Source organism: Limisphaera ngatamarikiensis (assembly GCF_011044775.1).
In the GTDB taxonomy this organism is placed as follows: Bacteria; Verrucomicrobiota; Verrucomicrobiia; order Limisphaerales; family Limisphaeraceae; genus Limisphaera; species Limisphaera ngatamarikiensis.
The window spans coordinates 44,689-67,834 of record NZ_JAAKYA010000017.1 but is presented as its reverse complement, the minus strand read 5'-3'; the positions used below and the strand labels follow the sequence as shown (position 1 = coordinate 67,834).

19 protein-coding genes and 1 tRNA gene are annotated in these 23,146 nt (G+C 66.0%); 6 read left to right on the top strand and 14 right to left on the bottom strand.

The genetic code is table 11. The features are described 5' to 3' along the window. The first annotated feature begins 129 nt into the window (after nt 1-129). Complete coding sequence (locus G4L39_RS03595; protein ID WP_165105979.1) at nt 130-750, top strand: HNH endonuclease; 621 nt, start codon at nt 130-132, stop codon at nt 748-750. 107 nt (nt 751-857) lie between these two features. On the opposite strand, the gene G4L39_RS03590 is transcribed toward G4L39_RS03595, so the two are convergent. Both G4L39_RS03590 and G4L39_RS03585 read right to left on the bottom strand, forming a co-directional pair. Then, nucleotides 858-1,226: a type II toxin-antitoxin system RelE family toxin gene (locus G4L39_RS03590; RefSeq protein ID WP_165105977.1), complete on the bottom strand. Its 369-nt coding sequence runs from the start codon at nt 1,224-1,226 to the stop codon at nt 858-860. A 16-nt stretch (nt 1,227-1,242) separates the two neighbouring features. Then, nucleotides 1,243-1,318: transfer RNA gene (locus tag G4L39_RS03585), tRNA-Glu, on the bottom strand. A gap of 301 nt (nt 1,319-1,619) precedes the next feature. On the opposite strand from G4L39_RS03585, the gene hemL reads away from it, so the two are divergent. The 4 genes from hemL to G4L39_RS03565 all read left to right on the top strand — a co-directional run bounded on the left by hemL (nt 1,620) and on the right by G4L39_RS03565 (nt 6,240). Next, complete coding sequence (hemL, locus tag G4L39_RS03580; protein ID WP_165105976.1) at nt 1,620-2,927, top strand: glutamate-1-semialdehyde 2,1-aminomutase; 1,308 nt, start codon at nt 1,620-1,622, stop codon at nt 2,925-2,927. Between the two features lie 40 nt (nt 2,928-2,967). After that, complete coding sequence (locus G4L39_RS03575) at nt 2,968-3,981, top strand: phosphatase PAP2 family protein (protein ID WP_165105974.1); 1,014 nt, start codon at nt 2,968-2,970, stop codon at nt 3,979-3,981. A 105-nt stretch (nt 3,982-4,086) separates the two neighbouring features. Continuing rightward, nucleotides 4,087-5,301, top strand: coding sequence for a DUF1015 domain-containing protein (locus G4L39_RS03570; protein ID WP_165105972.1), 1,215 nt, complete (start codon nt 4,087-4,089; stop codon nt 5,299-5,301). A gap of 9 nt (nt 5,302-5,310) precedes the next feature. Beyond that, nucleotides 5,311-6,240 (top strand): cation diffusion facilitator family transporter, encoded by a 930-nt coding sequence (locus G4L39_RS03565; RefSeq protein ID WP_165105971.1) that lies wholly within the window; start codon nt 5,311-5,313, stop codon nt 6,238-6,240. A gap of 43 nt (nt 6,241-6,283) precedes the next feature. On the opposite strand, the gene metG is transcribed toward G4L39_RS03565, so the two are convergent. The 10 genes from metG to G4L39_RS03515 all read right to left on the bottom strand — a co-directional run bounded on the left by metG (nt 6,284) and on the right by G4L39_RS03515 (nt 19,869). Next, the gene (metG, locus tag G4L39_RS03560) at nt 6,284-7,849 is read right to left on the bottom strand and encodes a methionine--tRNA ligase (RefSeq protein ID WP_165105969.1); all 1,566 of its coding nucleotides are present in this window, start codon (nt 7,847-7,849) and stop codon (nt 6,284-6,286) included. 60 nt (nt 7,850-7,909) lie between these two features. Then, a complete protein-coding gene (locus G4L39_RS03555; protein WP_165105968.1) occupies nt 7,910-8,680 on the bottom strand; it encodes an ATP-binding cassette domain-containing protein in 771 nt (256 codons plus the stop codon). Continuing rightward, a complete protein-coding gene (locus G4L39_RS03550; RefSeq protein ID WP_165105967.1) occupies nt 8,677-9,531 on the bottom strand; it encodes an MlaE family ABC transporter permease in 855 nt (284 codons plus the stop codon). The genes G4L39_RS03555 and G4L39_RS03550 overlap by 4 nt, the downstream gene beginning before the upstream one ends. 233 nt (nt 9,532-9,764) lie before the next feature. Beyond that, nucleotides 9,765-13,598 (bottom strand): autotransporter-associated beta strand repeat-containing protein, encoded by a 3,834-nt coding sequence (locus G4L39_RS03545; RefSeq protein WP_165105965.1) that lies wholly within the window; start codon nt 13,596-13,598, stop codon nt 9,765-9,767. A 259-nt stretch (nt 13,599-13,857) separates the two neighbouring features. Further along, nucleotides 13,858-14,817 (bottom strand): sugar phosphate isomerase/epimerase family protein, encoded by a 960-nt coding sequence (locus G4L39_RS03540; protein ID WP_165105964.1) that lies wholly within the window; start codon nt 14,815-14,817, stop codon nt 13,858-13,860. Nucleotides 14,818-15,017: 200 nt separating this feature from the next. Then, the gene (locus G4L39_RS03535) at nt 15,018-15,419 is read right to left on the bottom strand and encodes a PLD nuclease N-terminal domain-containing protein (RefSeq protein ID WP_165105962.1); all 402 of its coding nucleotides are present in this window, start codon (nt 15,417-15,419) and stop codon (nt 15,018-15,020) included. A gap of 3 nt (nt 15,420-15,422) precedes the next feature. After that, nucleotides 15,423-16,982 (bottom strand): flotillin family protein, encoded by a 1,560-nt coding sequence (locus tag G4L39_RS03530; protein WP_165105961.1) that lies wholly within the window; start codon nt 16,980-16,982, stop codon nt 15,423-15,425. Then, nucleotides 16,979-17,548, bottom strand: coding sequence for an NfeD family protein (locus tag G4L39_RS03525; RefSeq protein WP_165105959.1), 570 nt, complete (start codon nt 17,546-17,548; stop codon nt 16,979-16,981). Before G4L39_RS03525 ends, G4L39_RS03530 begins: the two co-directional genes overlap by 4 nt. A 198-nt stretch (nt 17,549-17,746) precedes the next feature. Beyond that, nucleotides 17,747-19,153, bottom strand: a complete 1,407-nt coding sequence (locus G4L39_RS03520) for a PQQ-dependent sugar dehydrogenase (protein ID WP_165105958.1) — start codon at nt 19,151-19,153, stop codon at nt 17,747-17,749. Nucleotides 19,154-19,587: 434 nt separating this feature from the next. Beyond that, nucleotides 19,588-19,869, bottom strand: a complete 282-nt coding sequence (locus G4L39_RS03515) for a hypothetical protein (RefSeq protein WP_165105956.1) — start codon at nt 19,867-19,869, stop codon at nt 19,588-19,590. Nucleotides 19,870-20,085: 216 nt separating this feature from the next. On the opposite strand from G4L39_RS03515, the gene G4L39_RS03510 reads away from it, so the two are divergent. Then, nucleotides 20,086-21,180 carry an enolase C-terminal domain-like protein gene (locus G4L39_RS03510; RefSeq protein WP_165105955.1) on the top strand — a complete coding sequence of 365 codons (1,095 nt, stop codon included), beginning with the start codon at nt 20,086-20,088 and terminating at the stop codon, nt 21,178-21,180. An 850-nt stretch (nt 21,181-22,030) separates the two neighbouring features. On the opposite strand, the gene purQ is transcribed toward G4L39_RS03510, so the two are convergent. Continuing rightward, entirely contained in the window at nt 22,031-22,753 is a 723-nt protein-coding gene (gene purQ, locus G4L39_RS03505; protein ID WP_165105954.1) for a phosphoribosylformylglycinamidine synthase subunit PurQ, read from the bottom strand. A 19-nt stretch (nt 22,754-22,772) separates the two neighbouring features. Continuing rightward, nucleotides 22,773-23,024 carry a phosphoribosylformylglycinamidine synthase subunit PurS gene (gene purS / locus G4L39_RS03500; RefSeq protein WP_165105952.1) on the bottom strand — a complete coding sequence of 84 codons (252 nt, stop codon included), beginning with the start codon at nt 23,022-23,024 and terminating at the stop codon, nt 22,773-22,775. Nucleotides 23,025-23,146 lie beyond the last annotated feature (122 nt).

Sequence of the window (23,146 nt, the reverse complement as noted above, 5' to 3'; positions counted from 1 at the left end):
GCCCAACCAGCCGCGTCCAAACCCGAAACGCGGCCGGTTGCCGGCGGCCCGAGAGGCTCCCCGTGGACGTGCGGCTCATTGACCGTGTGTGGAGGTGTGTGCTACTCTGCCGCACTGTGAGGCCGGCTTATGGCTTCTTTGTTGAACCAGCCCGTGTTGGTCTTGAACCGCCTGTGGCAGGCTGTGAATGTTTGCTCGGCGCGGCGGGCCCTCACCTTGCTCTTCCGAGGTCATGCACAGGCGGTGTTGTGCCGGCCGGACGGAACCTACCAGACCTTCAATTTCCGGGAGTGGAGTGATTTTTCCCGGGCCGAGCCGGATCCGGAGAGTATTACGACGGTGAGTTTTCGGATCCGGATTCCGCGGATCATTTTGGTGCTGTTTTTTGACCGGGTACCGAAGAAGGAGGTGACCTTCACCCGGCACAACATCTTCGAGCGGGACCAGAACACGTGTCAGTATTGTGGGCGCGTGTTTGATCGGAAGGATTTGAACCTGGACCACGTGATTCCGAAGGACCGGGGCGGGCCGACAACCTGGGAGAACATTGTCTGTTCCTGCATCGAGTGCAACACGCGCAAGGGCAATCGCACCCCGCAGGAGGCGGGGATGAAGTTGATCCGGAAACCGAAGAAGCCCCGCTGGCGGCCGTTCATGCACATCACGCTGGGGTTCCAGCAACACGAGAGCTGGAAACATTTCATCGATCTGGCGTACTGGAACGTGGAGCTGGGCGAGGACAAGGTGTGACGGGGACAGCCGGGCGCGCGGTTGGATCGGTGCGCATGCGTCGGGGAGCCAATGCCGGAGGCCGGGCAGGGTGACATCCGCGGGCAGAAGCCCGGTGAGGACGATGTTCAGGAGCGGGTGGAGGAGCGGGCGGCCTCGATCATTTCCCAGAACCGCGGGTTCTCCTGCAGGGCTTCGTCCTCGGGGACCTTCAGTCCCGAACGGAACAGAAAATCCTTGAGGGTATGTCGGTTGAGGATGCGGTGGACGAGCACGCCCAGCTCATGCCGCTCGAAGTAGACGCGGTAGTCGCCGAGGCGATACCTGTGGAGGATGCGTCCGTCGCGTTCCAGTTTGCCGAACGCGTCCAGTTCGGTTCCGATCACCTGCCGTGGCAGACCCCGGAACTCGCCCAGGATCTGTAGTTGCAGGTCGCGGGGCATCCGCGACAGGTCCGCGGCGGCAGCCGGCGTGAAGATGATCTGAAAGGGGACCATCGGGCCCAAAAAGGATTGGCGGCGCGTACGGGAATCGAACCCGTCTTTCGGCCTTGAGAGGGCCGCGTCCTAAACCGATAGACGAACGCGCCGGCCTTCGATCTGCAAGGCATCGTAGCGGAATCGGACCGAATGTCAACGGCATGGGCGCCGGTGCGGAGGAATTTTTCCGGTTTCCCCACCAGGGGCGTCCCGGGACCGGTCGGAGGCACGGGCACAGCTTTTTTGCCTGTGCCGGCCCGAGGGCGAGGCCGGGCGTCGCCGGCGGATGAACAGTGCGGCGGGCCGCGGCCGGGGCGTGGCTACGGGGCGGCGGATGGGCGGCAGGTTTTTCCCGGCGCGGGGTTTCGACGTGGCGTTTGGCAGGTGGGCTGGCTACTTTGCGGATCGGTTATGAAACCGCGGACGAAGTCGGAGGAATGGTTTGCCACTGCACAACGGTATTTGGTGGGCGGGGTGAATTCGCCCGTGCGGGCCTTTCGTGCCGTTGGGGGGACGCCGTTTTTCGTGGAGCGGGCCGGTGGCTGTCGGGTGTGGGACGTGGACGGCAACGAGTACATTGACTATGTGCTGACGTGGGGGCCCGCGATTCTGGGACATGCGCATCCGCGGGTGGTGCGGGAGGTCCGGGAAGCGGCCGATCGCGGGACCAGTTTCGGAATCCCACATCCGGGCGAGGTGCGGCTGGCGGAGCTGATTTGTCGGAGTGTGCCCTCGATCGAGAAGGTGCGGCTTTGTAATTCCGGGACCGAGGCGTGCATGACCGCGGTGCGGTTGGCGCGGGGGTTCACCGGCCGGGACAAGATCATCAAGTTTGCCGGCTGTTATCACGGGCACGTGGATTCGCTGCTGGTCAAGGCCGGCAGCGGCGCGTTGACCTTCGGGCATCCGGACAGTGCCGGGATTCCGCAGGATTTCGCGCGGCACACGATCGTGTTGCCGTACAATGAGACCGAGCCGGTGCGGGCGGCCTTTGCGGGGCATCCGGGCGGGATCGCGGCGGTGATTTTGGAGCCGGTGGCCGGCAATGCGGGCTTGTTTGTACCGAGACCCGGTTGGTTGGAGTTTTTGCGCGAGATCACGGCCCGGGAAGGTGCGCTGCTGATCTTTGATGAGGTGATGACGGGATTCCGCGTGGCGCCGGGTGGGGCACAGCAGCGGTACGGGATCCGGCCGGACCTGACCACGCTGGGCAAGGTGATCGGGGGCGGATTACCCGTGGGCGCCATTGGCGGGCGCAGGGAGATCATGGACTGTCTGGCGCCGGTGGGGCCGGTTTATCAGGCGGGCACGTTGAGTGGCAATCCGCTGGCGACGGCGGCGGGGCTGGCTACGTTGAAGGAGCTGGGAGTTGCCACGCATCCGCCGGACGGCAATCCGGTGTACCGGCGGCTGGAGGAGCTCGGACAACGGCTGGAGGAGGGGTTGCGAGAAGCGGCTCGAGCGGCGGGCGTGCCCCTGACGATCAACCGGTGCGGTTCGATGTTCGGGTTGTATTTCACCGACCGGCCGGTTTGGAACCTGGACGACGCGCTGCAGAGCGACCGGGAACGGTTTCGGCGTTTCTTTCACGGGATGTTGGAGGCGGGGGTGTACCTGGCGCCGTCACCGTTCGAGGCCGGGTTTCTGTCCACGGCGCATACGGAGGCCGAAGTGGAGGCGACGGTGCGGGCTGCGGCCGAGGTGTTGCGACGTGTCTGACCGCCGAAGTCCAGGTCCGACCTCGAGCGGGGCGACGGCCGTGTCTGCGGGCGGGTCGGCTCCGGCCGCCCGGCTGTCCGGCGAGTACGAGCGGCTATCCGTCGGGGGTTGCCCCGACGACGCCCGGATTTTGCGGGGCTGGCGCGGTGTATTGCCGCACGAGTGGTTGTTTGGGGCGTTTTTGGGGCAACTGGCGTTGCGGTTGACGCTGCATGGGGGCCCGGCAGCGGCGTGGTCCCTGGTGTTCTGGGCGTGTCTTCTGGGCAGTGCGGCGGTAATTGTCTGGGCGCGGCGTCGGCCCACACGGTTTCGCTGGTACATCCGGTTGTTGTACTACCCGGCGGTGATGGGGATCAGCTTTTACGCCATGGAACCGGCGGTGCCGTTGCTGGGGCCGAAGCAGGATGCGCTGCTGCTGGCGTGGGATCGGAAGCTCCTGGGAGAGACACCCGCGGTGAGCTGGGCGGTCTGGGACTGGCCATGGCTGGAGGATCTGGCCATGGCCGGGTACCTGTTTTTCTTCTACTACCTTGTGGCGTCGCCCGCGTGGTATGCGGTGAAGGATCTGGCGCGCTTCCGCCAGTGCATTGTCGGGCTGTTCACTCTGTATGCGCTGGGTTTCCTGGGCTACACGGTATTGCCGGCGGGGGGTCCGCACAGGTTTTTGGAATTCGACCGGCCGTTGCGGGGGGTGTGGTTGTTGCCGCTGACGCTGTCCACGGTGAACGAGGGCAGCAATTGCGTGGACGTGTTTCCGAGCATCCATTTTGCGGCGACATTGTACCTGTTGTGGTTCGACCTGCGTTATCATCGGCGGCACTTTTGGGTGGCGGTGTTGCCGTGCGGGGTGCTGTGGTTTTCGACGTTGTACCTGCGGTTTCATTATTTCGTGGACCTGTTGGCGGGGTTGGTGGTGGCGTGCATCGGTTGTTGGGCGGCGGCCCGTTACGGTCGGTCGCGGCTGGAAGCGGCGTTGCAGAGGGAGACGGCCCGGGTGCAGGGCCATGATCAACCGGGCCCGGTTTGTGAAAACGCTGCCGGTGGCGGTCACTGAGCGGGGCCGTTGTGGCGCCGGTGCGTTTGAGTGGGTGACGGAGGGCGGACCGGAGTTTGTGCGTGCGCAATCGGGGGTGGGTTTTTAAGCTCGGGTGGCATTCGCATGGGAGATTCCTGGATTCAATCTTTTGCCGCGGTGCGTCCGCGGCCGGAGTTGGCGTCGCGGATTTGCGTGCCGCCGTACGATGTGGTGACCACTGAAGAAGCCCGGCGCATGGCGGCGGACAATCCGCTGAGCTTTTTCTGGGTGAGCCGGCCGGAGATTGCATTCCCGCCGGGGTGGGATCCCCATGCGCCGGTGGTGTACGAGCGGGGCCGGGCCCGGTTTGAAGAGCTTTTGCGTTCGGGCGCGCTGTACGAGGAGGAGCGCCCGGCGTTTTATGTGTACCGGCTGCGGACCGGATCGCATCAGCAGCTGGGGTTGGTTGGCGTGGCGGATTGCGAGGCGTATTTGCGGGGTGACATTCGGCGGCACGAGCTGACCCGGCCGGACAAGGAGGACGATCGGACACGGCACATTGAGGTTCTGAATGCGCAGACGGGTCCGGCCTACCTGGTGTATCGGGCGATGGCGGATTTGGACGGGTACCTGGCCGAGCGGGCTGCGGGGGAGCCGGAGGTGGATTTTGAGGCGGAGGACGGGGTGCGTCATTCGGTTTGGACGGTGGCGGATCCGGACGGGATGAAACGGATTGCAGCGGCCTGTGCGCAGCTGCCGAGACTGTACATTGCGGATGGTCATCATCGGACGGCAGCGGCTGCACGGGTGTATCAGAAACGGCGCGGGGCGGGCCGGAGCAGGTATTTTCTGGCCGTCATGTTTCCGCATGATCAGTTGCGGATTCTGCCGTATCACCGGCTGGTGCGCGACTGGGGCGGGTTGAACGAAACGGAGTTTTTGGGGCGGCTGGTCCAGGTGGGAGAGCTCGGGCCGGGGAACGGCCGGCCGGGGCGGCATGAGGTGGACGTGTTTGTTGGGGGGCGATGGCATCGTGTCCGGTTTCGGAACGTGCCGGATGCGGCGGTGGATGCGGTGGGGGCGCTGGATGTGAGTCTGTTGCAGAATCGGGTTCTGGGGCCGTTGTTGGGGATTGAGGATCCGCGGACGAGTCCGCGCCTGGAGTTCGCCGGGGGTGCGGTGGGGCCGGAGGGTTTGGAGGCGGCGGTGCGATCGGGTCGGGCGGTGTGTGCGTTTGCGATGCATGCGACGGAAATGGAGGATCTGCTGGCGATTGCGGATCGCGGGGCGATCATGCCGCCGAAGAGCACGTGGTTTGAGCCGAAGCTGCGGGACGGGCTCTTCAGTCACCGGTTGTAGGGGAGGGATGTGAGGCGGTTTCCCTTGACACGGTACGCCTGGCTGTCGGTGGGGGCGGCGGTGGCCACCATTGGTCTGAAGGTGGTGGCGGCATGGGTCACCGGGTCGGTGGGGTTGTTCTCCGACGCCGTGGAGTCGGCGGTGAATCTGGTTGGGGCGTTGATGGCGCTGGCGATGTTGACGGTGGCGTCGCGTCCGGCGGATGAGGATCACACGTACGGGCATCACAAGGCGGAGTATTTTTCGAGCGGGCTGGAGGGTGGGTTGATTCTGCTGGCGGGTTTGGGCATTGCGGTGGCGGCGGTGCAGCGGTTGTTGGCGCCGCGGCCGTTGGAGGCGGTGGGGGAGGGTTTGGTGCTGGCGGCGGTGGCCAGCGGGGTGAACCTGGTGACGGCCTGGGTGTTGCTTCGGGCCGGGCGCCGCCATCACAGCATCACGTTGGAAGCCAACGCGCATCATCTGCTGACGGACGTGTGGACCTCGGCGGCGGTGATCGTGGGGGTGGGGCTGGTGAGCTGGACAGGTTTGGGCTGGTTGGATCCGGTGGTGGCGTTGGCAGTGGGCGGGAACATACTGCGGACGGGTTACGGGATTGTGCGGCGTTCGGTGATGGGTTTGATGGATGCGGCGTTGGTGGAGAGCGAGGTGGGCGCGGTGCGGTCGGTGCTGGAACGGTACCGGGCCGAGGAGGGCATTGATTATCACGCGCTGCGCACGCGTCAGGCCGGGGCACGGAAGTTTGTGTCGGTCCACGTGTTGGTGCCGGGCCACTGGACGGTCAACCAGGGACATGCCCTGCTGGAACGGCTTGAGGCTGATATCCGGCGGGTGCTGCCCGAGAGCACCGTGTTCACGCATTTGGAATCCCTGGACGATCCGCGGTCCTGGGAGGACCAGGAGCTGGACCGCCCGCATCCAAGGCCGACCGACGGCCATTGAAGCGGAGGCGGATTGCCCCCGCGGGGGAGGAGGGGGCGGTGGCTCAACCCTCCTTGCGCGGGAAGAGCACCTCGGGGGTTTGGACGGTGTGACCCGCGGGTAACCGACCCCAGGCCGCTTCGGTCCACCGGTTGGGTTCGCCCTGCAAACCCAGTTGGGCGTGGATGCGGGTGGCGGTGGTGGGCAGGAAGGGCCAGAGCAATACCGCCACCACGCGCACGGTTTCCACAAGGTTGTAGAGGATCTGGTCCAGGCGCGCGGCCTGTGCCGGGTCTTTGGCCAGTTTGAACGGGGTGGTGTGGTCGATGTACTGGTTGGCCCGGGTGATGAGGGACCAAATGCTGATGAGTGCGTCCTGGAGACGGTTTTGTTCGAGGCAGGACCGGACCTCGGCAGCGACGCGGGCGGCATCCGGTTCGAGTTCGTTATGGGGCGGCGGGACGACGCCCTTGCGGTAACGATGGAGCATGGAGAGGGTGCGATGGACGAGGTTGCCGAGGGCATTGGCAAGCTCGGCGGAGTACCGGGCCTTGAAGCCGGCATCGGTCCAATTGCCGTCGGGTCCGATGTCAAGTTCGCGCAGCACGTAATAGCGGAAGGCGTCCACACCCCATTCGTCAATGACGGCGACGGGGTCCACGACGTTGCCCGTGGTTTTGCTCATTTTCTGGCCATCCTTCTGCCACCAGCCGTGGACGAGGACCTGCCGGGGTGGTTCGATCCCGGCGGCATGGAGCATGATGGGCCAGTAGATGGCGTGGAACCGGACGATGTCCTTGCCGATGACGTGGATATCGGCGGGCCAGAGTTCCAGTCTCGCGAGGTTGCCGTCCGGGGGTTCGTAGTAGCCTTTCAGGGCGGCCAGGGCGGCCGGATCGCCCTGGGCGGCCGGAACACTGAAGTAATTGGTGAGGGCATCGAACCAGACATAGTTGACGTAGTCGGGGTCGAAGGGGATGGGGATGCCCCAACTGAGCCGGCTGGCAGGGCGGCTGATGCAGAGGTCTTCCAGGGGCCGCGAACGGAGGAAACTGAGCACTTCGTTCCGCCGGGTCGGGGGATGGACGAAGTCCGGATGGGCCTCGATGTATTCGATCAGCCACGACTGGTAACGGGACATGCGGAAGAACCAGTTGTCCTCCACCAGTTCGGTGACCTCGCCCCACATGGGATCGAAGGTGCCGTCGGGCCGGCGGTCTTTGTCGGTGAGAAAGGTTTCCTCTTTCCAGGAGTACCAACCGCGGTAAGGGGCCTTGTAGAGGTCGCCCCGGTCATGGAGTTTGCGGAGCAGGGCCTGGACGACGGCTTTGTGCCGGGGCTGAGTGGTGCGGATGAAATCGTCGTTGGAGATGCCGAGTTTCCGGACGAACTGGAGCCAGACCTCGGCCAGTTCATCGCAGTAGACCTGGGCGGGTTTGCCCTCGGCCTGGGCGGAGCGCTGGACCTTTTGGCCGTGTTCGTCCAGGCCGGTGAGGAAGAAGACCTCCTGACCAAGGCTGCGCCGGCCGCGGGCGATTACGTCGGCGACGATTTTTTCATAGGCATGGCCCAGGTGGGGCTGGCCGTTGACGTAATCGATGGCCGTGGTGATGTAGAATCGTTTGCTCATCCCGCCGCGCAGTGTGTCGCACCGCGCTGTTGTTGGCAACGATGGGGCGGGGGGCCGGGGTCACCGGGCGTTCTCGCCAGTGGCTTCGGGACCGGAGCGGGCTCTGGTGGTTTCGGGCATGGCGAGCACCCGGAACGCGCCCGATTCCAGCCATGCTTCGCCCCGGTTCGGCACCAGCCATGCAGGCGGGTCCTCCGTTGTCAGGATCAGCGTAAGCGGATGCGGCACGGCGGGGAAGGTGCCGGCGTGGAGGGCCAGCAGGGTCCGGTGCCACCATTCAGCATGGTGACGGTCCAGTCCGCGCAGCGGGCAGTCCAGCAGGAGCAATCGGGGTTGCAACATGAGGGCGCGGGCCAGGAGGGCGCGTCGCTGCCATGCCACCGGGAGGGATGCCGGTCGGGCCTGCGCCCACGGGCTCAGGTGGGTGGCTTCGAGCATCTGCTTGACGCGGGTTTCGGCCGGAACATTGCGGTCCAGGCCGTGGTATTCGTACGGGAGGGCCAGGTTTTCGGCCAGGGTCAGGTCGGAAAACAAATGCCCCTGTTCAAACACGAACCCGATCTTGCGGCGGAGGGCCTGCCGACCGTTTTCGGTTTGGGGCGGAGGTTGTCCGAACCAGCGGATGCGGCCGGCACGAGGGGGTAACAGTCCGGCGGCGGTGAGCAGGAAATCGGTGCGCCCGCTGCCGTGCGGTCCGCTGAGGATCCAGAACTCGCCGGAGTTCACCCGCCAGTTCACGTCCCGCAACATGACACGGTTGGGGGCATGGAAACTGGCCACGGCGACATCTTCCATTTCCAGCACGGCGGGGGATGGCTCGGAGGGCGTCATGATCCCACCAGATAGACCAGCAGAAACAGCGCGTCCAACAGGATACAGGCCACCAGGCCCTGACCCACGGTCCGCATCGTGGCCGGGGCCACGCCGTCCAGGCGCAAGGGCCGGGCCAACCCGTGGAAACAGGTAACCGCAGCCAAAACGGCGCCAAATCCGAGCGTTTTGAGGGTGAGGACGGCGAAATCCACCCAGCTCAGCGCGCCGGCAAGTTGTCGAAGATATTCCCCGGGGGTGAGGGGCACGTCTTGAAGGAAGGCCCAGAGGTAGCCGGCCGCGATGGAGCCGAGGATCAGGTAGACCGTCAGGGCCAGCACCGCCAGCGACAGCCCCACCACCCGCGGCACCACCATGTAATGGACCGGATCAATCCCCAGGGCTTCCAAGGCCTCGACTTCGCCCAGGGCGCGGGCGGTGCCCAGTTCCACCACCATGGGCGTGCACACACGCGCCAGCAAGACAAGCGCCGTCAACAGGGGACCCAGTTCCCGGACGATGACCAGCACCATGACGGGGCCGAGGTATTCCATCGCACCCACGCGACTGAGCCAGGAGACGGTCTGTCCAATGACCAGAAATCCGAGGGCCACGGAAAGAAACAGGAACAACGGCATGAGTAGCACGCCGGCGCGGACGATTTGGTGTCCGACCTGGCGCCGGATCCATGCGGGTGCGCGGGTGCCCTTGGTCCACAACACGCCCAACGTGATCAACACAAAGGCGATCAATTCCCGGGCGGCCCACAGGGTCCGGACCACGGGCCGGCCCAGGGCCCCGGCCCATCCGGCATGGGAGCCGGCGGAGCACTGGCTGAGGGGCGCCGCTTCGTTGCCCGTTGCGGAAGTCATGCCACCGGGGCCCAGCCTAGGAGAGTTACAGGCCCCCGCAAGTGGATTGCACGACGCGCGGCGGGTACCGGTCCCTGGGGCAGGGCTCGCAAGCCGGGTGTCGAGCGGCGGAACCGAAGGCCGGGACCGGGCTCGTGTCCGGCCGGGCCTCCGGCGCGAGCCGTTTGGGCTTCACCGGCCCATCGCCCCTGCCGGCCACCCACAACGGGGCGCGCTCGGCCGAGGTGCTGCCGTCAGGGCTTCACCAAACGGAAGAACACCGCCGGTGCCGCGGGATCCAGTGGGACCCAAACGCTACCCGAAGGCGTGCCCGGGTAATCCACCCAGTTGGTGCCGAGCCCAACCTGCAGCGAGTTGGTCTGGACCTGCAGACGATAATCGCCGGTCCAGGTCAACTGAAGTCCACCCGGTTGACGAATCCATTGGATCTGCGGTTGTGCCTCGCCGGGGACGACGCCCAGGGTTCCGTCCACGGTCAACTGCGACGTGTCCCAGGCGAGTCCGGGCCCGGGCGTAGATGGTTCGATGGCGTCGAACGCGCCGTAGTACGTGCCGGGCGCATCGAACAGTTTGAACCGTTGTCCGGCGGTGAAGGTCCCCTGGGTCTTGACGATGCGCAGTGTCCCGCCGAAGGTCACGGCCCAGAGGCCGACGATCTGGTCACTGGCACCGGTTGCGGCGTCCACCTCCAGCTCCGTCACGCTGCCGGGCCAGAGCCCCAACACGTTGGCGATGGTGAGGGTGGCAATGCCGGGTCCGGGCGCCAGAGTGCCGCCGCCCTGCACGTCCACCGAACCGTTCAGCAGACCCGAGCCCGCAAGGGTACCTCCGGTGACCGTCACCGCCGTGGGCCCGAGGGATCCATCCACCTGCAGCGTCCCGGATTCAATGATCGTGGGCCCGGAATAGGTGTTGTTGCCGGTGAGCCGGAGTGTGCCCGAACCGACCTTGGTGAGTGCGGCCACGCGCGACGCTGTGGCGTCGGCGATGGTGCCTTCAAAGGTCGAATCCGGCTCGCGGCTGCTGGATCCGATGACCCAGGTGAGTGTGCCGCTGCCACTGCCCTGGCCCAGCACCTGGGTGGAAGGTCCGCCGCGCAGGGCGCCGACGAACATGGTACCGGCGTTGCGCGCCTGCAGGATGGCGGTGCCGGTACCGAGGTCAATGGTGGCGTTGGGGCAACCGAGTGTGGTGTTGCCCCCGCCGCTGTTGAAGCGGAACGTACCGGCGCTGTCACCCAGGTGGAACGTGCCGGTGAAGTTGGTGAGGTCGCCATTGAACGTGAGCACGGTGCCCGCAGGGATGCTGACGTTCAGTGTGTGTTCGCCGCTGACGGCGCCGTTGATGCGGTTGTTGAGGGTACCGCTGCGCAGCTGACTGGGTGCGGCCACATGAATGGGGTTGAGCAGGTCGTTGTCGCTGGGCAGGGTCAACCACAACGTGCCGCCGGCCAGTTCAATTCGGTTGGTCCCGGCGGCGCCCGGCACGGTCAAACGCAGCGTACCCCCGGCCACGATAACGGGGCCGGCCAGGCTGTTGGCGACGGGTAACGTGAGCGTGCCCGGGCCGGTCTTGGTGAGGGAACCCGGACCGGTCCAGAGCCCTGACAGGGTCAGGACGGTGTCCGGCAGGGCGACGTCCAGCCCGCCGCCCGGTTCCTCCAGGGTGGCGCCCCGGTCCAGGGTGACGGACGACCCGGTGTAGCGCAGCGTGCCGCCGGAGAACCTGAGATTGGCAGGATCGGCCGTGGCGGCGCCAATGCCGCTGGGCATGCCTCCAGGGGCCAGCAGCGGCGTTTCCAACACACCCCCGGCAATCCGCGTGATGCCGGTGTAGGTGTTGGTGGTTTCCAGGGTCAACCGGCCTGAATTGGATTTCACCAGATCGGTCGCACCGGCAATCCCGCCAGGGCCGGTCAGCCGATAGTCTTGAGTGGCATTCACCAGGACCTTCGCCGGTTGTACCCAGTCCGGTAACTGCACTGCGGCGGCAGCCACCCCGCGGTCGTCGAACCAGACCACGTCACCCGGGACAAACTGGTCCGGTTGCTGCGTCGTGAGGTTCAGCCAGTTGGTGCGGCCGAGGGTGTCCCAAACGTTGTCCTGCGGATGCCCGATCCATGCCAGCTCCGTGGGGGCGCGAACGGCCTGGGTGATGACAAGGTACAGGCCCCTGGCCGTGGTGACGTTGTTGCTGAGCATGCCCATCAGGCCACTGAGCTGGATGAGGGATGTGTCCCCGACGAGGTTGCCGGTGTAGCGGATCAACGGGTGCACACTGCCCGGACCACCTCCGCCGGACAGGAAAAGGGTCACCGGCCCGGAAAGGGTCAGGTCGCCCTCCACCTCCAGGCGGTCGGCCTCGGCGGCGGCCGGGTCGGCCGGCAAATCGATCTGACAAATGGCGTTTTCGCCGAGGATGAGTCCGCCCCGGATCCGTAGCGGGCCGCCCTGATTGGCCAGGCCCGGCGCCAGCACGCCGCCCTGTTGCACGGTCAGGGTGCCCTGAACGGCCCCGAGCCCGGTGATGCTACGGGGACCGCTCCAGATGAAACCGGTCGATGCCGTCAGGTCCAGCTCCGCTCCTGCGGCGAGTTCGATCGAGGGCGTGTTGGCGAGCGCGTCGGGATGGACCGGCTTCAGGCTGCCTGCGCGGATGTACGTGCGCCCCGTGTAGGTGGCCGGCCCGTTCAAGACCAGGGTGCCGGCACCGGTTTTGACCAGGGAACCGCCTCCCACAATGGCGCCCGACACCGTTACGGTGTGGGGTTGTCCCGCCGGGTCCGCAGTGGCAAAGGTCGCGTTTTCACCCACGAGGCTGACATCGGCGTTGATGTCGTGGTCGGCCAGGGCACCCAGGGTGCCGCCGGCGAACCATACCCGGTAGGAGGTGTTGGCCACACCCACGTTGGCCTGCAGGCCGCCACTGCCCAGCCAGAGTACACCGTTGTTGGACAGGGCCAGGGTGGCATGCGCGTTCTCCAGCGTGGTGTCGCGGATCAGGGTCAGCTTTTCGGCGAACAGCTGGCCCCCGGCCAGTTCCAGCCCCGCGCCAATGACACTGTCCCCGGCGACGCCGGCGTTGGATTGGTTGGCGATGACGATTCCGTCCGGGTACGTGCTGACCACGAGACCGCCGTACATGCGAAAACGGATGCGACGATCGCCACTGGTGGCGCCGTTGGTGCGGTCGCCGATGGTGAACACGCCGGTGTTGGTCAGTGTGCCTCCGTACACGGTGGCGTAGGCGCGCGAGTTGTACGTGCCCACCCGCAGGCTGGTGACGGTGACGACCCCGTTGCTGAGGACGAGGCCGCCGCCGGGCGTGGTGCGGGAGATGCCGAAGTCGCCCAGGAACGCCTCTCCGCCGGCAATGAGCCAGGGCCGTTCCTGGTCATTGGACCCCTCAAAGATGCCGCCGCCGGCGCGCAGCTCCAGGATCCCGTCCTGCTGAATGAAGCGGCTGTACCGGCCGCGCAGGCGCACCGGTAACTCGGCCACGAACCGGCCGCCGCGGTTGGTGATGCCGACACCGTTGTTGTTGCCGTTGACGCCGGCGTTGAGCACTGCCACCTCCGGCAGATGATTGGTCAGGATCAGGGCGCCGTTCTCCAGACTGAGGGCGCTGTCGGTGTTGAAGTTGAGGGTGCCGGCGTTGGTCACCACCACCACGCCCCCGGCCTGGATTTGGAGCAGGCCGCCCGCGTCCAGAGCCAGGCCGGCCGTAGCCAAACCGTCAATCCACAGCCCGGGTGAGGCAATGGTGAGCAGGCCCCCCAGGTTGAGAGGGCCAATCAGGTCCGCACCCGACGCGCGACTGTACAGCACGGCCGCGCCCGGTCCGATCACCACATTGGTGCCAGGGCCGGGCAGATCGGGCAGGCCGGTAATGTCGAGGATCCAGTTGGCGGGTTCGTGCCAGAGATTGTTGCCTGCGGCACCGGTCCAGGTGGCGGTTTGGGCACCGGCCGGTTGCCCGGTGCCCAGCACGAGGGCGGCGACGGAAGCCACCATGAAGGACCAGGAGATCTGATGGAAACAGATCGTTCGAGAGCCGGAGCGGGTCATCACGCATCCTCCCATATTCTTCCGGGTTCAAGGGACCTCGGGGTCGGGACCGGGTCCGGACGCGCCGGCCGGGTGTTGGCTGGCACGCGCCGCCGACCCGATCTTAATACACGAACCATCATCGCACCCGGGCCCGCGGCGGTCCATGGGAAAATCTGCCAGTGCCCTTGAGAAACCTGCTACAACGGCGGGCCTTTGGCTGCGGTGCGGGATCGGTTCGTCGCCGCAACCAGCCCGTGTTCGAGCGTTCCGGCTCCGCTCAGATGCGGAAGGCTTTGCGCAACAGGGCTAGGCTCTTGGGCACGGCAGTTTCCGGGTCTTCCCTGCCTTCCATCTCCAGGGAGATGTAGCCGGTGTAACCTGCCTCTTCGAGGATGCGTGCAATGCGTGAGTAGTCCAGGTCCAGCGTGTACCATTCGCCGCCGCCGGGGTAGGTCTTGGCCTGGACGAACACGGTCAACGGGGCGATCTGCGCGAGTTGTTCGTAGGTGCGTTCGAGGAAGTTGCCGGTGTCCATGAGCACACCCAGCCAGGGAGAGGGCAGGGCACGGACGATGCGGAGCAACCCCTCGGCCGTGCGGGCCAGACCCCAGTGGTTTTCCAGGGCGAGGATCACGCCGCACTGCTCGGCCTTGTCGAGACACCGTTGAATACCGTCAATGCACCAGCGGAAACCGTCCTCCTCGGTGTACCCGGGCAACACGGGCTCAACGCCCCGATTGGCCATGAGTTCGTCAAAACTGCGGATGGTTCCCCACCGACCGGTGTTGATGCGAATGCACGGGATGCCCAGTTCGTAGGCGATCTCAATGCATTTATGCGTGTGCTCCACATTGCGGGTGACGACCGCGGGATCGGGACTGACGAATGTCTGATGGGTCGAAAGACAGATCAGGTCCACGCCGTTGCGGAAGGCGTGACGTTTGAGCCGGCGCAGGTAGGCCCGGGCCTCCGCGTCCAGCGGCGCCTGCTCCGGAATGTCCATCTGACGGTGCAGAATATCCACGCCGCCGACCCCCAGGTCCGCCGCTTTCTCGATCACCGTCTCGATGGGCACGCGTTCGGACCGGAAGTGCCAGTAGGAGTAGGTTGAGATCCCCAGTCGGATGCGGCGGCGGGGATCGGGCGCATGTTTGGGCAAACCCGGCGACGCCAGAAGGGGCGCGGTGGTGGCGGCGAGGGCACTGCTGGTGAGGAACCGGCGTCGAGTCATTTGCATGGCCTTCATTCCACGCCGGGGGACTCCCGCGCTCAATGCCAAAATGTCGGAGGGCGCGCTGCCAGTTACTGGTACGCGAACCGGGCGCGGGGCGTCAGCAGTGCGGATCCCCGGTACACCGCGGCCTCCGGGTTTCAGGGGCATGGGCGGGAGGCGGATGCTGGCAGGGGATGCCCACGGGCACGGGTTGCATCGGGTGACTACGGAGAGGTCGGGTGGGACGGGGGTGCTGCGGGTCCGGCGGATGGAGGCGGTGCGGTGAAGGGGCTGGGGATCGGCGGCGGGGCCACGGGAGCGGGCGGGCGCACCGGTTGCAGTCCGGATGCGGAACCCGGACCTGCGCCTGCCGCACCGTGCGGTGTCGCGGCCTTGGGCCGGCCGAGGAAGAAGTACAAAATCGCCCCGAGCAGGTGCGTCAGGCAAAGCACCACCGTCCACGAAATCCGTTCGCCGTCGTTCAGGCCCGGATTTCGCAGTGCGTGGATCAGCATCCACAACCAGAAGGCAAAGACACAGAGGGCGACCCCCAGCCCCGCCACCATGAGCCAGGTGAGTAGCGTTGCGGTCAGAACAGCCAGTTCAGGTCCGGAAATGGCAAGCATGGTTCAGGTGGTGGGCGGCGTCGGGGGTTCGGCAGGGGAAGGGGACGTTTGCGCCTGCCGGAGGGCAGGCACCTGTTGGATGAGTTTCTCCAGGTTGACCCCGGTGAGACTCTCCACGACGGGCGGCAACTGACTGAGGATCTGGGTGACGTCGCTGGTGAGTTTGCTGGCGCCACCGCCGGGGCCGGGCCCGGCGTTGATGATGACGATTTTCTCGGTTTTGCTGAGTGGTTCACTGATCCGGGCGGCCAGTTCGGGCAGTCCCTTCATGATCAGTTCGATCACTGCCGCCTGATTGTAGAGCTTGAAGGCCTCGGCCTTGAGGCGCATGGCTTCGGCCTGGGCCCGGCCCTGGGCCTCGATGACCTCCGCCTCGGCCAGGCCCCGGGCCTTTTGGGCCTCCGCTTCCGCCCGGCCGGTGGCCTGGATCACTTCTGCCTGGGCCAGACCGGTGGCTTTGGTGGCGGCGGCCTGGCCGGCGGCCTCGGCTTCCAACTGATATTTGCGGGCGTTGGCCAGCGTCTCGACCCGGTAGCGTTCGGCGTCGGCCGGGCGCTGGACGGTGGCTTCGAGCTCGCGTTGTTTGCGTTTGATTTCCTGTTCCTGGAGTTCGATCTGCTTTTGTTTTTCGACGATTTGGACCTGGACCTCCTCGGCCTTGACCAGCTGTCCGGTCTTGAACTTTTGGAGGTCATAGGCCAGGTCGGCCTCGGCGCGTTTACGGTTCACGTCGGCCTGGAACTCGGCCACGCGCATTTGGTAATCGCGCTGGGCCTCGGCGATCTTGGTTTCGGCGGCGAAACGGGCCTCCTGACCGGCCTGTTGGGCCTGGGCGCTGCGGATGGTGGCGTCCCGATCCGCCTCGGCCTGGGCGATGATGGCGTCCCGCTTGACCTGGGCGATCCGGGGTTTGCCCAGGGCATCCAGGTATCCCTGGCTGTCGCGGATGTCGCGGATGGTGAAGCTGACAATGGTCAGGCCCATGTTGGCCATGTCGGATGCAGCCACCTCCTGCACCTTGGCGGCAAAGGCATCGCGGTTCTGGTAGATGTCCTCCACGGTCATGGTGCCCAAGATGGCGCGCAGATGGCCTTCCAGGGTCTGGGTGGCGATGTTCTTGATCTCATCCACCCCCTTGCTGAGGAACTGCTCGGCCGCCGTGGCAATGGAGATGTCGTCGCCCTTGACCTTGATTTGCGCCACGCCGTCGACGCGGACCGGCACGCCCTTGACCGTGTAGACCTCGGGTGTGACCACGTCGATGGTCATCAGCTCGAGTTTGAGCACGTCCACTTTTTCCAGGACGGGCCAGACGAACACGCCGCCGCCCTTGACGATGCGGTAGCCGACCTCGCGCACCGTGCCGTCGGGGTCCACCACCTTGCGTTTGCGGCCGGAGATGATGAGCACCTCGTTGGGGCCCACCTTGGTGTAGCGGCGCGCCCAGATGGCCAGGAACAGGAAGAACACGATCAGCACGGCGCCCACCCCGAGAATTACCGGGGACCAGCTGAAGTCCGCAGCCATCCAGAAGGGTGTCCGGGCCAAAAGCAGTGGGTTCATGGAGAGGACTCCGGTTTGATGGGTTCGACGTAAAAGACCCCGCCCACCATGCGTTTGATGGTCACGGTGCGGCCGGCGGGGATGGGGACACCGCCCTCGGACCGCGCCGGGGCCGAATAGCGGGTGTTGGCCACCACGTAGGCGATCTCGCCCACGCCATCGGCGGGGATGGGGGTGATGACCGAGGCGGTGAGGCCGATGGTTTGTGCGACGCGGGCCTCGCTGGAGGCCTGCGTTTTGCGGAACATGGTGTTGAAAAACCAGAAGGTCAGCGCGGCGATGACGCCGCCGGAAGCCGCTGCGAGCGGAGCGCTGATCCAGACGCTGCGGGTGGCTTCGATGCGTGAAAAAATCAGACCGGCTGCACCGAATGCGGTGACGAACGCCGCCATCACCGTGGGACTGAAGAACGAAACCCCGGGCAGGCCACTGTCCGCCATGCCGGCTTCGGCATGACCACCCGTGCCGATTTCCCCGTCGCCGCCGAAGACATGCCCCAGAATCGCGCTGAACAGCGAGAACAGCAACCCGAGGGCAAGGCAAATCCCGTAGATCCAGGTGTCCATAGTCGGGTCGTGGTTCTCAGTCCGGTGCCAGTTAACGTCCCGAGTCGAATCTTGGCAAGCGGGAAACCCGGTTGGGACTCGGGTCCCGGTGCCGGGCCGTTCCGGCGGCCGGGTCGCTTCCGGTGACACCTCGAGCACGCAGGTTCCGCGGCCCGAAAAGGTGAGGTTCATCGCCCCGGGCAGCAGCCGGGCCCCGGATCAATCCCCGGCCGGTTCCAACCGGACGATACGGTCCGGCCTGTTCAAGGCCACGTAAAGGAACCCGTCCGGCCCGGTCGCAACGTGGCGCACCCGGCCAATGCCCTTGAAGAGGATCTCCTGGTCCACCACTGCGTGGTCGCGAATCTCCAGCCGGCGCAGTTCCTGCGAGGCCAGCCCGGTCACAAACAGGTGATGACGCCAGCGCGGGAAGCGGTCGCCCCGATAGAAGTCCATACCGCACACGGCGATGGACGGGGTCCAGTGCACCACGGGCTGTTCCATCCCGTCCGCGGCGGTTCGGGCGGTGATGGGCGTGCCGTCATAGTTCATCCCATACGTGATCACCGGCCAGCCGTAATTGCGGCCCTTGAAGATGACGTTGAGCTCGTCACCGCCGCGCGGGCCGTGTTCCGTCTCCCAGAGTTCGCCGGTCTCGGGATGAAAGGCCAGGCCCTGCGGATTGCGATGGCCGTAAGTCCAGATGGAGGGAAAAGCGTCCGTCCGGCCCACGAACGGGTTATCGGGCGGGATCCGGCCGTCGTCGTAAATGCGGTGGATTTTGCCGTTGGGCCGGCGCAGGTCCTGGGCGTCCTGTCCCTGGCCGCGTTCCCCGTGAGAAAAATACAGGCAGCCGTCCGGACCAAACGCGATGCGGCAGCCGAAATGGATGTTGCCGGGACGAAAACTCCACAAGGGCGCACGCCAGATCACTTCCGAATCCGTCCAGCGCAGGCCGCGCAGGCGCCCGCGAATGATGGTGGTCATGCTGACGTCCCGGCCCTGCTCATCGCGGCCGGGTTCACTGTACGCCAGGTAGATCCAGCCGTTGGTTGCGCAACCGGGATGCAATGCCACTTCCATCAAACCGCCCTGGCCGCGGTAACGAACCGGGGGCAAACCTTCCACGGCCCCGGGTAACAATCGGCCGTCCCGCACCAGGCGCAATCGGCCCGGCAGTTCCGTCACCAGCAGGGTGCCGTCCGGCAACCATGCCAGGGACCACGGCGTGGCCAAGCCATCGGCCACGAGCCGGAGCCGGAACCGGTGCAACCGACTGTCTGCCACCTGATCAGGTCGGGGTTGTGCGTAGCGGGTGGCCGCGTGACGGGCCTCGGCGGCCTTTTCCCGGATGAAGATCACGAGGGCACGGATTTCTTCATCGCTCAGTGCGTTTTTCCACGCGGGCATGCCGTTGAGTTCGTCGCCGTCGCGGATGACCGCAAACAAGGTGGCATCGTCGCCGCTGCCATGGACCCAGTCCTCGTCCAACAGACTGCGCGCCTGACCACCTCGAAGGTCGGCCCCGTGACAGTTGGCGCAGAGTTCCTGGTAGAGCCGACCGACGTCGCGCCGGGTCCCCTGCGCGGCTGCGGAGATGGCAACCCCCAGCCACAATACCAACATCGCACCCGCCCGGAGCATCCCTCCCGGTGGGACTCTTCGCCCGCGATTCCCTGGCCTTATAACACGCATTCGCGGGCCGGAAAGTGGCCCCGACCCAGGCCGGCTGTCAAATGCCCGCGCGTGATTCTGATCCCGCGAGCCGTGCTCCCTGAGCCATGCCGGGGTGGTTTCTACCGCGTCTGAGTGCGCGACAAGGCCCGGACCAGGGCATCCTGAAGCGCGGGCTTCGGGGCGCCGGTGGTCAGGGATGGAAAAACGACCGCGCCACCATGGCCCCGGGCGACCTTGTACGGACAGGGCCGGATTGGGTCGCGCCGATGCTCCCGACCCGGCGCAGGCACAGGACCGAACCGGCGAACGGGGTTCCGTCGCCTGTCCGAGAGGGCCAAGGGGATGGAAACGGCTGCGACCGGGAAAGCTCGTCCCGCGCCGCGTCAGCCGTTGGCCTGACGGATTTTTTCTTTTTGGGCCTCGAGTTCTTCCTGGAGTTTGCGGCGTTCGGCCGCCAGTTCCTGCTCCAGCTCGGCCGCACGGGCCCAGTCTCCGCCGGCGCGAGCCTCGGCGATGCGCTGTTGCAGGGTGATTTCGCGTTCGGCAATGCGCGCCTTGTAACGCGATTCCAGCTCGGCAATGGCCCGTTTCTGTTCCTCGGTCAACGGCTTCAACGGGGCCGATTTGTTGAGCCGTTCCATCGCGATTTCGTAAGCCGTTTTCATGGTTCCATCCTCCGTCGCATTGGCGGGGAGCGGTCCCGCCGGTTGTGAGCGTTGTCCCGGGCGCTACCCGGCCGGACGTTAACCCCCACAACGCGGCCCTGCAAGCATCCGCACCCGCGGGATTGGGCGGAGGGGATTGCCGGTGACCTTCAGGTTCCGGCCGGCCATGAGCAAGATGCCATTGCCCGGTGACGGCCGGGCGGTTTTCCTGAAGGCGTGCAACTGAGGTTCAAGCCGATTGAACTGGCCCTGGTGGATCCCTGGGAAATCGCCAATGCGCCGCTGACCCGAACGCAAACCGTGGTGGTCCTGTGCCTGCGCGACCGTGACGGGGTCGTGGGATGGGGCGAGGCGGCACCGTCCGTCCGGTACAGCGAGGATGTGCCGGCTGTGCTGGAGTTTCTGTCACGGGTGGACCCGCAACGGCTCTCGTTTACGGACCTGGAGGGGAGCCGACGGTACCTGGACAGCCTGGGGCCGGCACCGAGTTCGGCCCGGTGCGCCCTGGATGTGGCACTTTGGGACGGGGCGGCCCGGCGCGCCGGTCGGGCGCTGTACGACTTCTGGGGACTGGGATTCCAGGAGGGTCGCCATGTAAGCTCCTTCACCCTGGGCATGGACCGGCCGGAGGTGATGCGGACGAAGGCACGCGCTGCGGCGGGTTGGCCGATCTTGAAGGTCAAGCTCGGGGGCCCGAATGACCGCGCCATCCTTGCGGCGGTGCGGGCCGAGGCGCCGCAAGCGCGGATCCGCGTGGATGCGAACGAGGGTTGGCGTTCCAAGGAACAGGCCCTGCGGGAGCTGGAATGGCTGGCGGCGGATCCGGGCATCGAGTTCGTCGAACAACCGATGCCCGCGGGACTGCCCATGGCGGATTGGATGTGGTTGAAGGAACGGTCGCCGCTGCCGATCTTTGCGGATGAATCCTGTCAGACGGTTGCGGACGTGCCCCGTTGCGCCGAGTCCTTTCACGGGGTGAATGTGAAGCTGGTCAAGGCCGGGGGCTTGACCGGTGCGCGGTCGGTGTTGGAGGCGGCACGGCGGCACGGGCTGCGCACGATGTTGGGTTGCATGATTGAGACCAGCGTGCTGATCAGCGCCGGCGCACACCTGGCCGCGTTGTGCGATTTCTTGGACCTGGACGGGAACCTGCTGATCCGTGACGACCCGTTTGTGGGCGTGACGCAGGAGGCGGGTTGGCTGAGTTTTGCGCACAGTCCGGAACAGGTGGGTTTGCGGGTGCGTCCCCGGCCGGGCACGACCTTTGCCGAATGGATCAATGGCAGTCCGACCCTCCGCGTGACCGCGTAAACGACGCCCGGGTCATTCCGGCGTCAAAAACCCGGCGCCGCTATGTGCCGGCTGAAAGTCCGTTTTCCCCGGGGACAAGTCCACCGACCCCTCCTGCGCCCGGGCTGGTTTCCGCGGATTCCTGGCCGGGTTGGCCGACACGGCATTTTGCACCGGATCCGATCCATTGGCCGTGACCGGGGCTGAACCATTCATGCCGGGTCTGGAACCTCCATGGGCCCGGTATCCCAGACCGGCCGGCGGCCGGCTGCGGCAGTTCGCAGAGAAGGTGTCGCGCGCGGAGCCTGATCGCGGCGTGCTCGGGCGCGTTCGGGTCCGGGAGGTGTGCCACAGTTGATACCCGGTTCTCGGACCTGCTTGTTCCGTGCGGTCTTCTTCAGGTGCAGTCTCTTCAGGTTCACCACCTCGTGATCGAGCCGGATACGGCAAAGCGTACTGCGAGGCGACCCAACCGCGCTGAAGGGTCCACCACGGACCCGCAAGATCGCCCGGTTTACGGCCCCAGGGTGTTCCGACGGGCAAGGGAAGAACAGTACTTTCAGTTGCACGTGCATTCCAAAGCTGGAAAACACACGGGCTCGCGCCCAGCGGGCCTCCCGGACAGGTTGTCGCCGGGCGAATTCGACCTGACCTCTGCCCGATCCAAACGCGCAGGCGGGTCCGGGATCAACCCGCTGGAGGCCCGGCAGGTGAGTGTACGAATGGGGTTGTTGACGAAGCCGCGGCCCTGCTACGGCAGCCCCTCTTGTCGGCCGGGGCTGACCTGAGTATCGAACGCCATCCCGCGAGGGCCGGCAACTCGTCGCGAGGACCGACTCGCGGGTGAGTGCCACTTCTGCGCGGCAGCGGATCAGGCCGCGGCGGAGGTGCGGGCGCCTGCGGCCTGTTGTTCCAGCCAGCCCAACATGCTCTCCAGGATGAAACGTCCGTCGGTGCTGCCGAGGATGGCCTCGCAGGCGCGCTCGGGATGTGGCATCAGGCCCGCCACGTTGCCCCGCTCGTTGCAAACCCCGGCGATGTTGCGGAGCGAACCGTTGGGGTTGGCGTCGTCCGTGCATTCACCCGCGGCATTGCAGTAGCGCCAGAGCACCTGGCCGCGCGCCTCCATCGTGTTCAGGGTGTCCTCGTCGGCGTAATAACAGCCCTCGCCGTGGGCAATCGGGATCTGCAGCGGCCGGGCCGGGTCGGCCCGCCAGGTGAATGGCGATCTCGTGTGTTCCACGCGCAGGAACACATGTTCGCACCGGAACTGCAGGGACCGGTTTCGGACCAGGGCACCCGGCAGCAGGCCGGCTTCGGTGAGGACCTGGAACCCGTTGCAGATGCCCAGCACCAGTCCGCCCTGATCGGCAAAGGCCCGGACCGCCTGCATGATGGGGCTGAACCGTGCGATGGCGCCGCACCGCAGATAATCTCCGTAACTGAAGCCGCCCGGGATGATCACCGCGTCGGCCGGTCCGAGCGAGGTGTCCCGGTGCCATGCCAACCATGCCGAGTGGCCCAGCACGCGGATGGCATGCACGGCGTCCTGGTCACAATTACTGGCCGGAAACTGGATGACTGCCACATTCATGGTTTGCTCCGAGCCGGGGCTACGAGTCGTCGACGATCTCCAGGTGATAGTCCTCGATGATGGGATTGCTCAGAAACTTCCGGCAGGCATCGTCCAGCGCACGTTGCGCGGCTGCGCGGTCGGTGCCGGGTTCCAGCTCAATTTCAATGTACTTACCCACGTGCACGGCGCGCACCCCGGTGTAACCGAGGTGTGCCAGCGCGTTCTGCACGGTCTTGCCCTGCGGATCCACCACCGCCTTTTTGGGTGTCACAATGATGCGTGCCTTCATGCCGATCGCTCCCCGAGAGCCCGGGTGTCGAAAACCGGTGCAGCATCTTGCCGGGGCAGGGGCCAGTGGGCCAGAAAATTCCCGGGGTCGACCGTGGATGGGGCGCGTACGTGTATCCGGCG

Excerpts from the sequence above, each read along its gene's own strand:
- G4L39_RS03540 (WP_165105964.1), bottom strand. The coding sequence starts at position 14,817 with ATGCAAATGACTCGACGCCGGTTCCTCACCAGCAGTGCCCTCGCCGCC.
- G4L39_RS03530 (WP_165105961.1), bottom strand. The coding sequence starts at position 16,982 with ATGAACCCACTGCTTTTGGCCCGGACACCCTTCTGGATGGCTGCGGAC.
- G4L39_RS03555 (WP_165105968.1), bottom strand. The coding sequence starts at position 8,680 with ATGACGCCCTCCGAGCCATCCCCCGCCGTGCTGGAAATGGAAGATGTC.
- purQ (WP_165105954.1), bottom strand. The coding sequence starts at position 22,753 with ATGAATGTGGCAGTCATCCAGTTTCCGGCCAGTAATTGTGACCAGGAC.
- G4L39_RS03515 (WP_165105956.1), bottom strand. The coding sequence starts at position 19,869 with ATGAAAACGGCTTACGAAATCGCGATGGAACGGCTCAACAAATCGGCC.
- G4L39_RS03595 (WP_165105979.1), top strand. The coding sequence starts at position 130 with ATGGCTTCTTTGTTGAACCAGCCCGTGTTGGTCTTGAACCGCCTGTGG.
- G4L39_RS03545 (WP_165105965.1), bottom strand. The coding sequence starts at position 13,598 with ATGACCCGCTCCGGCTCTCGAACGATCTGTTTCCATCAGATCTCCTGG.
- metG (WP_165105969.1), bottom strand. The coding sequence starts at position 7,849 with ATGAGCAAACGATTCTACATCACCACGGCCATCGATTACGTCAACGGC.
- G4L39_RS03550 (WP_165105967.1), bottom strand. The coding sequence starts at position 9,531 with ATGACTTCCGCAACGGGCAACGAAGCGGCGCCCCTCAGCCAGTGCTCC.
- G4L39_RS03535 (WP_165105962.1), bottom strand. The coding sequence starts at position 15,419 with ATGCTTGCCATTTCCGGACCTGAACTGGCTGTTCTGACCGCAACGCTA.
- hemL (WP_165105976.1), top strand. The coding sequence starts at position 1,620 with ATGAAACCGCGGACGAAGTCGGAGGAATGGTTTGCCACTGCACAACGG.
- purS (WP_165105952.1), bottom strand. The coding sequence starts at position 23,024 with ATGAAGGCACGCATCATTGTGACACCCAAAAAGGCGGTGGTGGATCCG.
- G4L39_RS03525 (WP_165105959.1), bottom strand. The coding sequence starts at position 17,548 with ATGGACACCTGGATCTACGGGATTTGCCTTGCCCTCGGGTTGCTGTTC.
- G4L39_RS03590 (WP_165105977.1), bottom strand. The coding sequence starts at position 1,226 with ATGGTCCCCTTTCAGATCATCTTCACGCCGGCTGCCGCCGCGGACCTG.
- G4L39_RS03520 (WP_165105958.1), bottom strand. The coding sequence starts at position 19,153 with ATGTTGGTATTGTGGCTGGGGGTTGCCATCTCCGCAGCCGCGCAGGGG.
- G4L39_RS03570 (WP_165105972.1), top strand. The coding sequence starts at position 4,087 with ATGGGAGATTCCTGGATTCAATCTTTTGCCGCGGTGCGTCCGCGGCCG.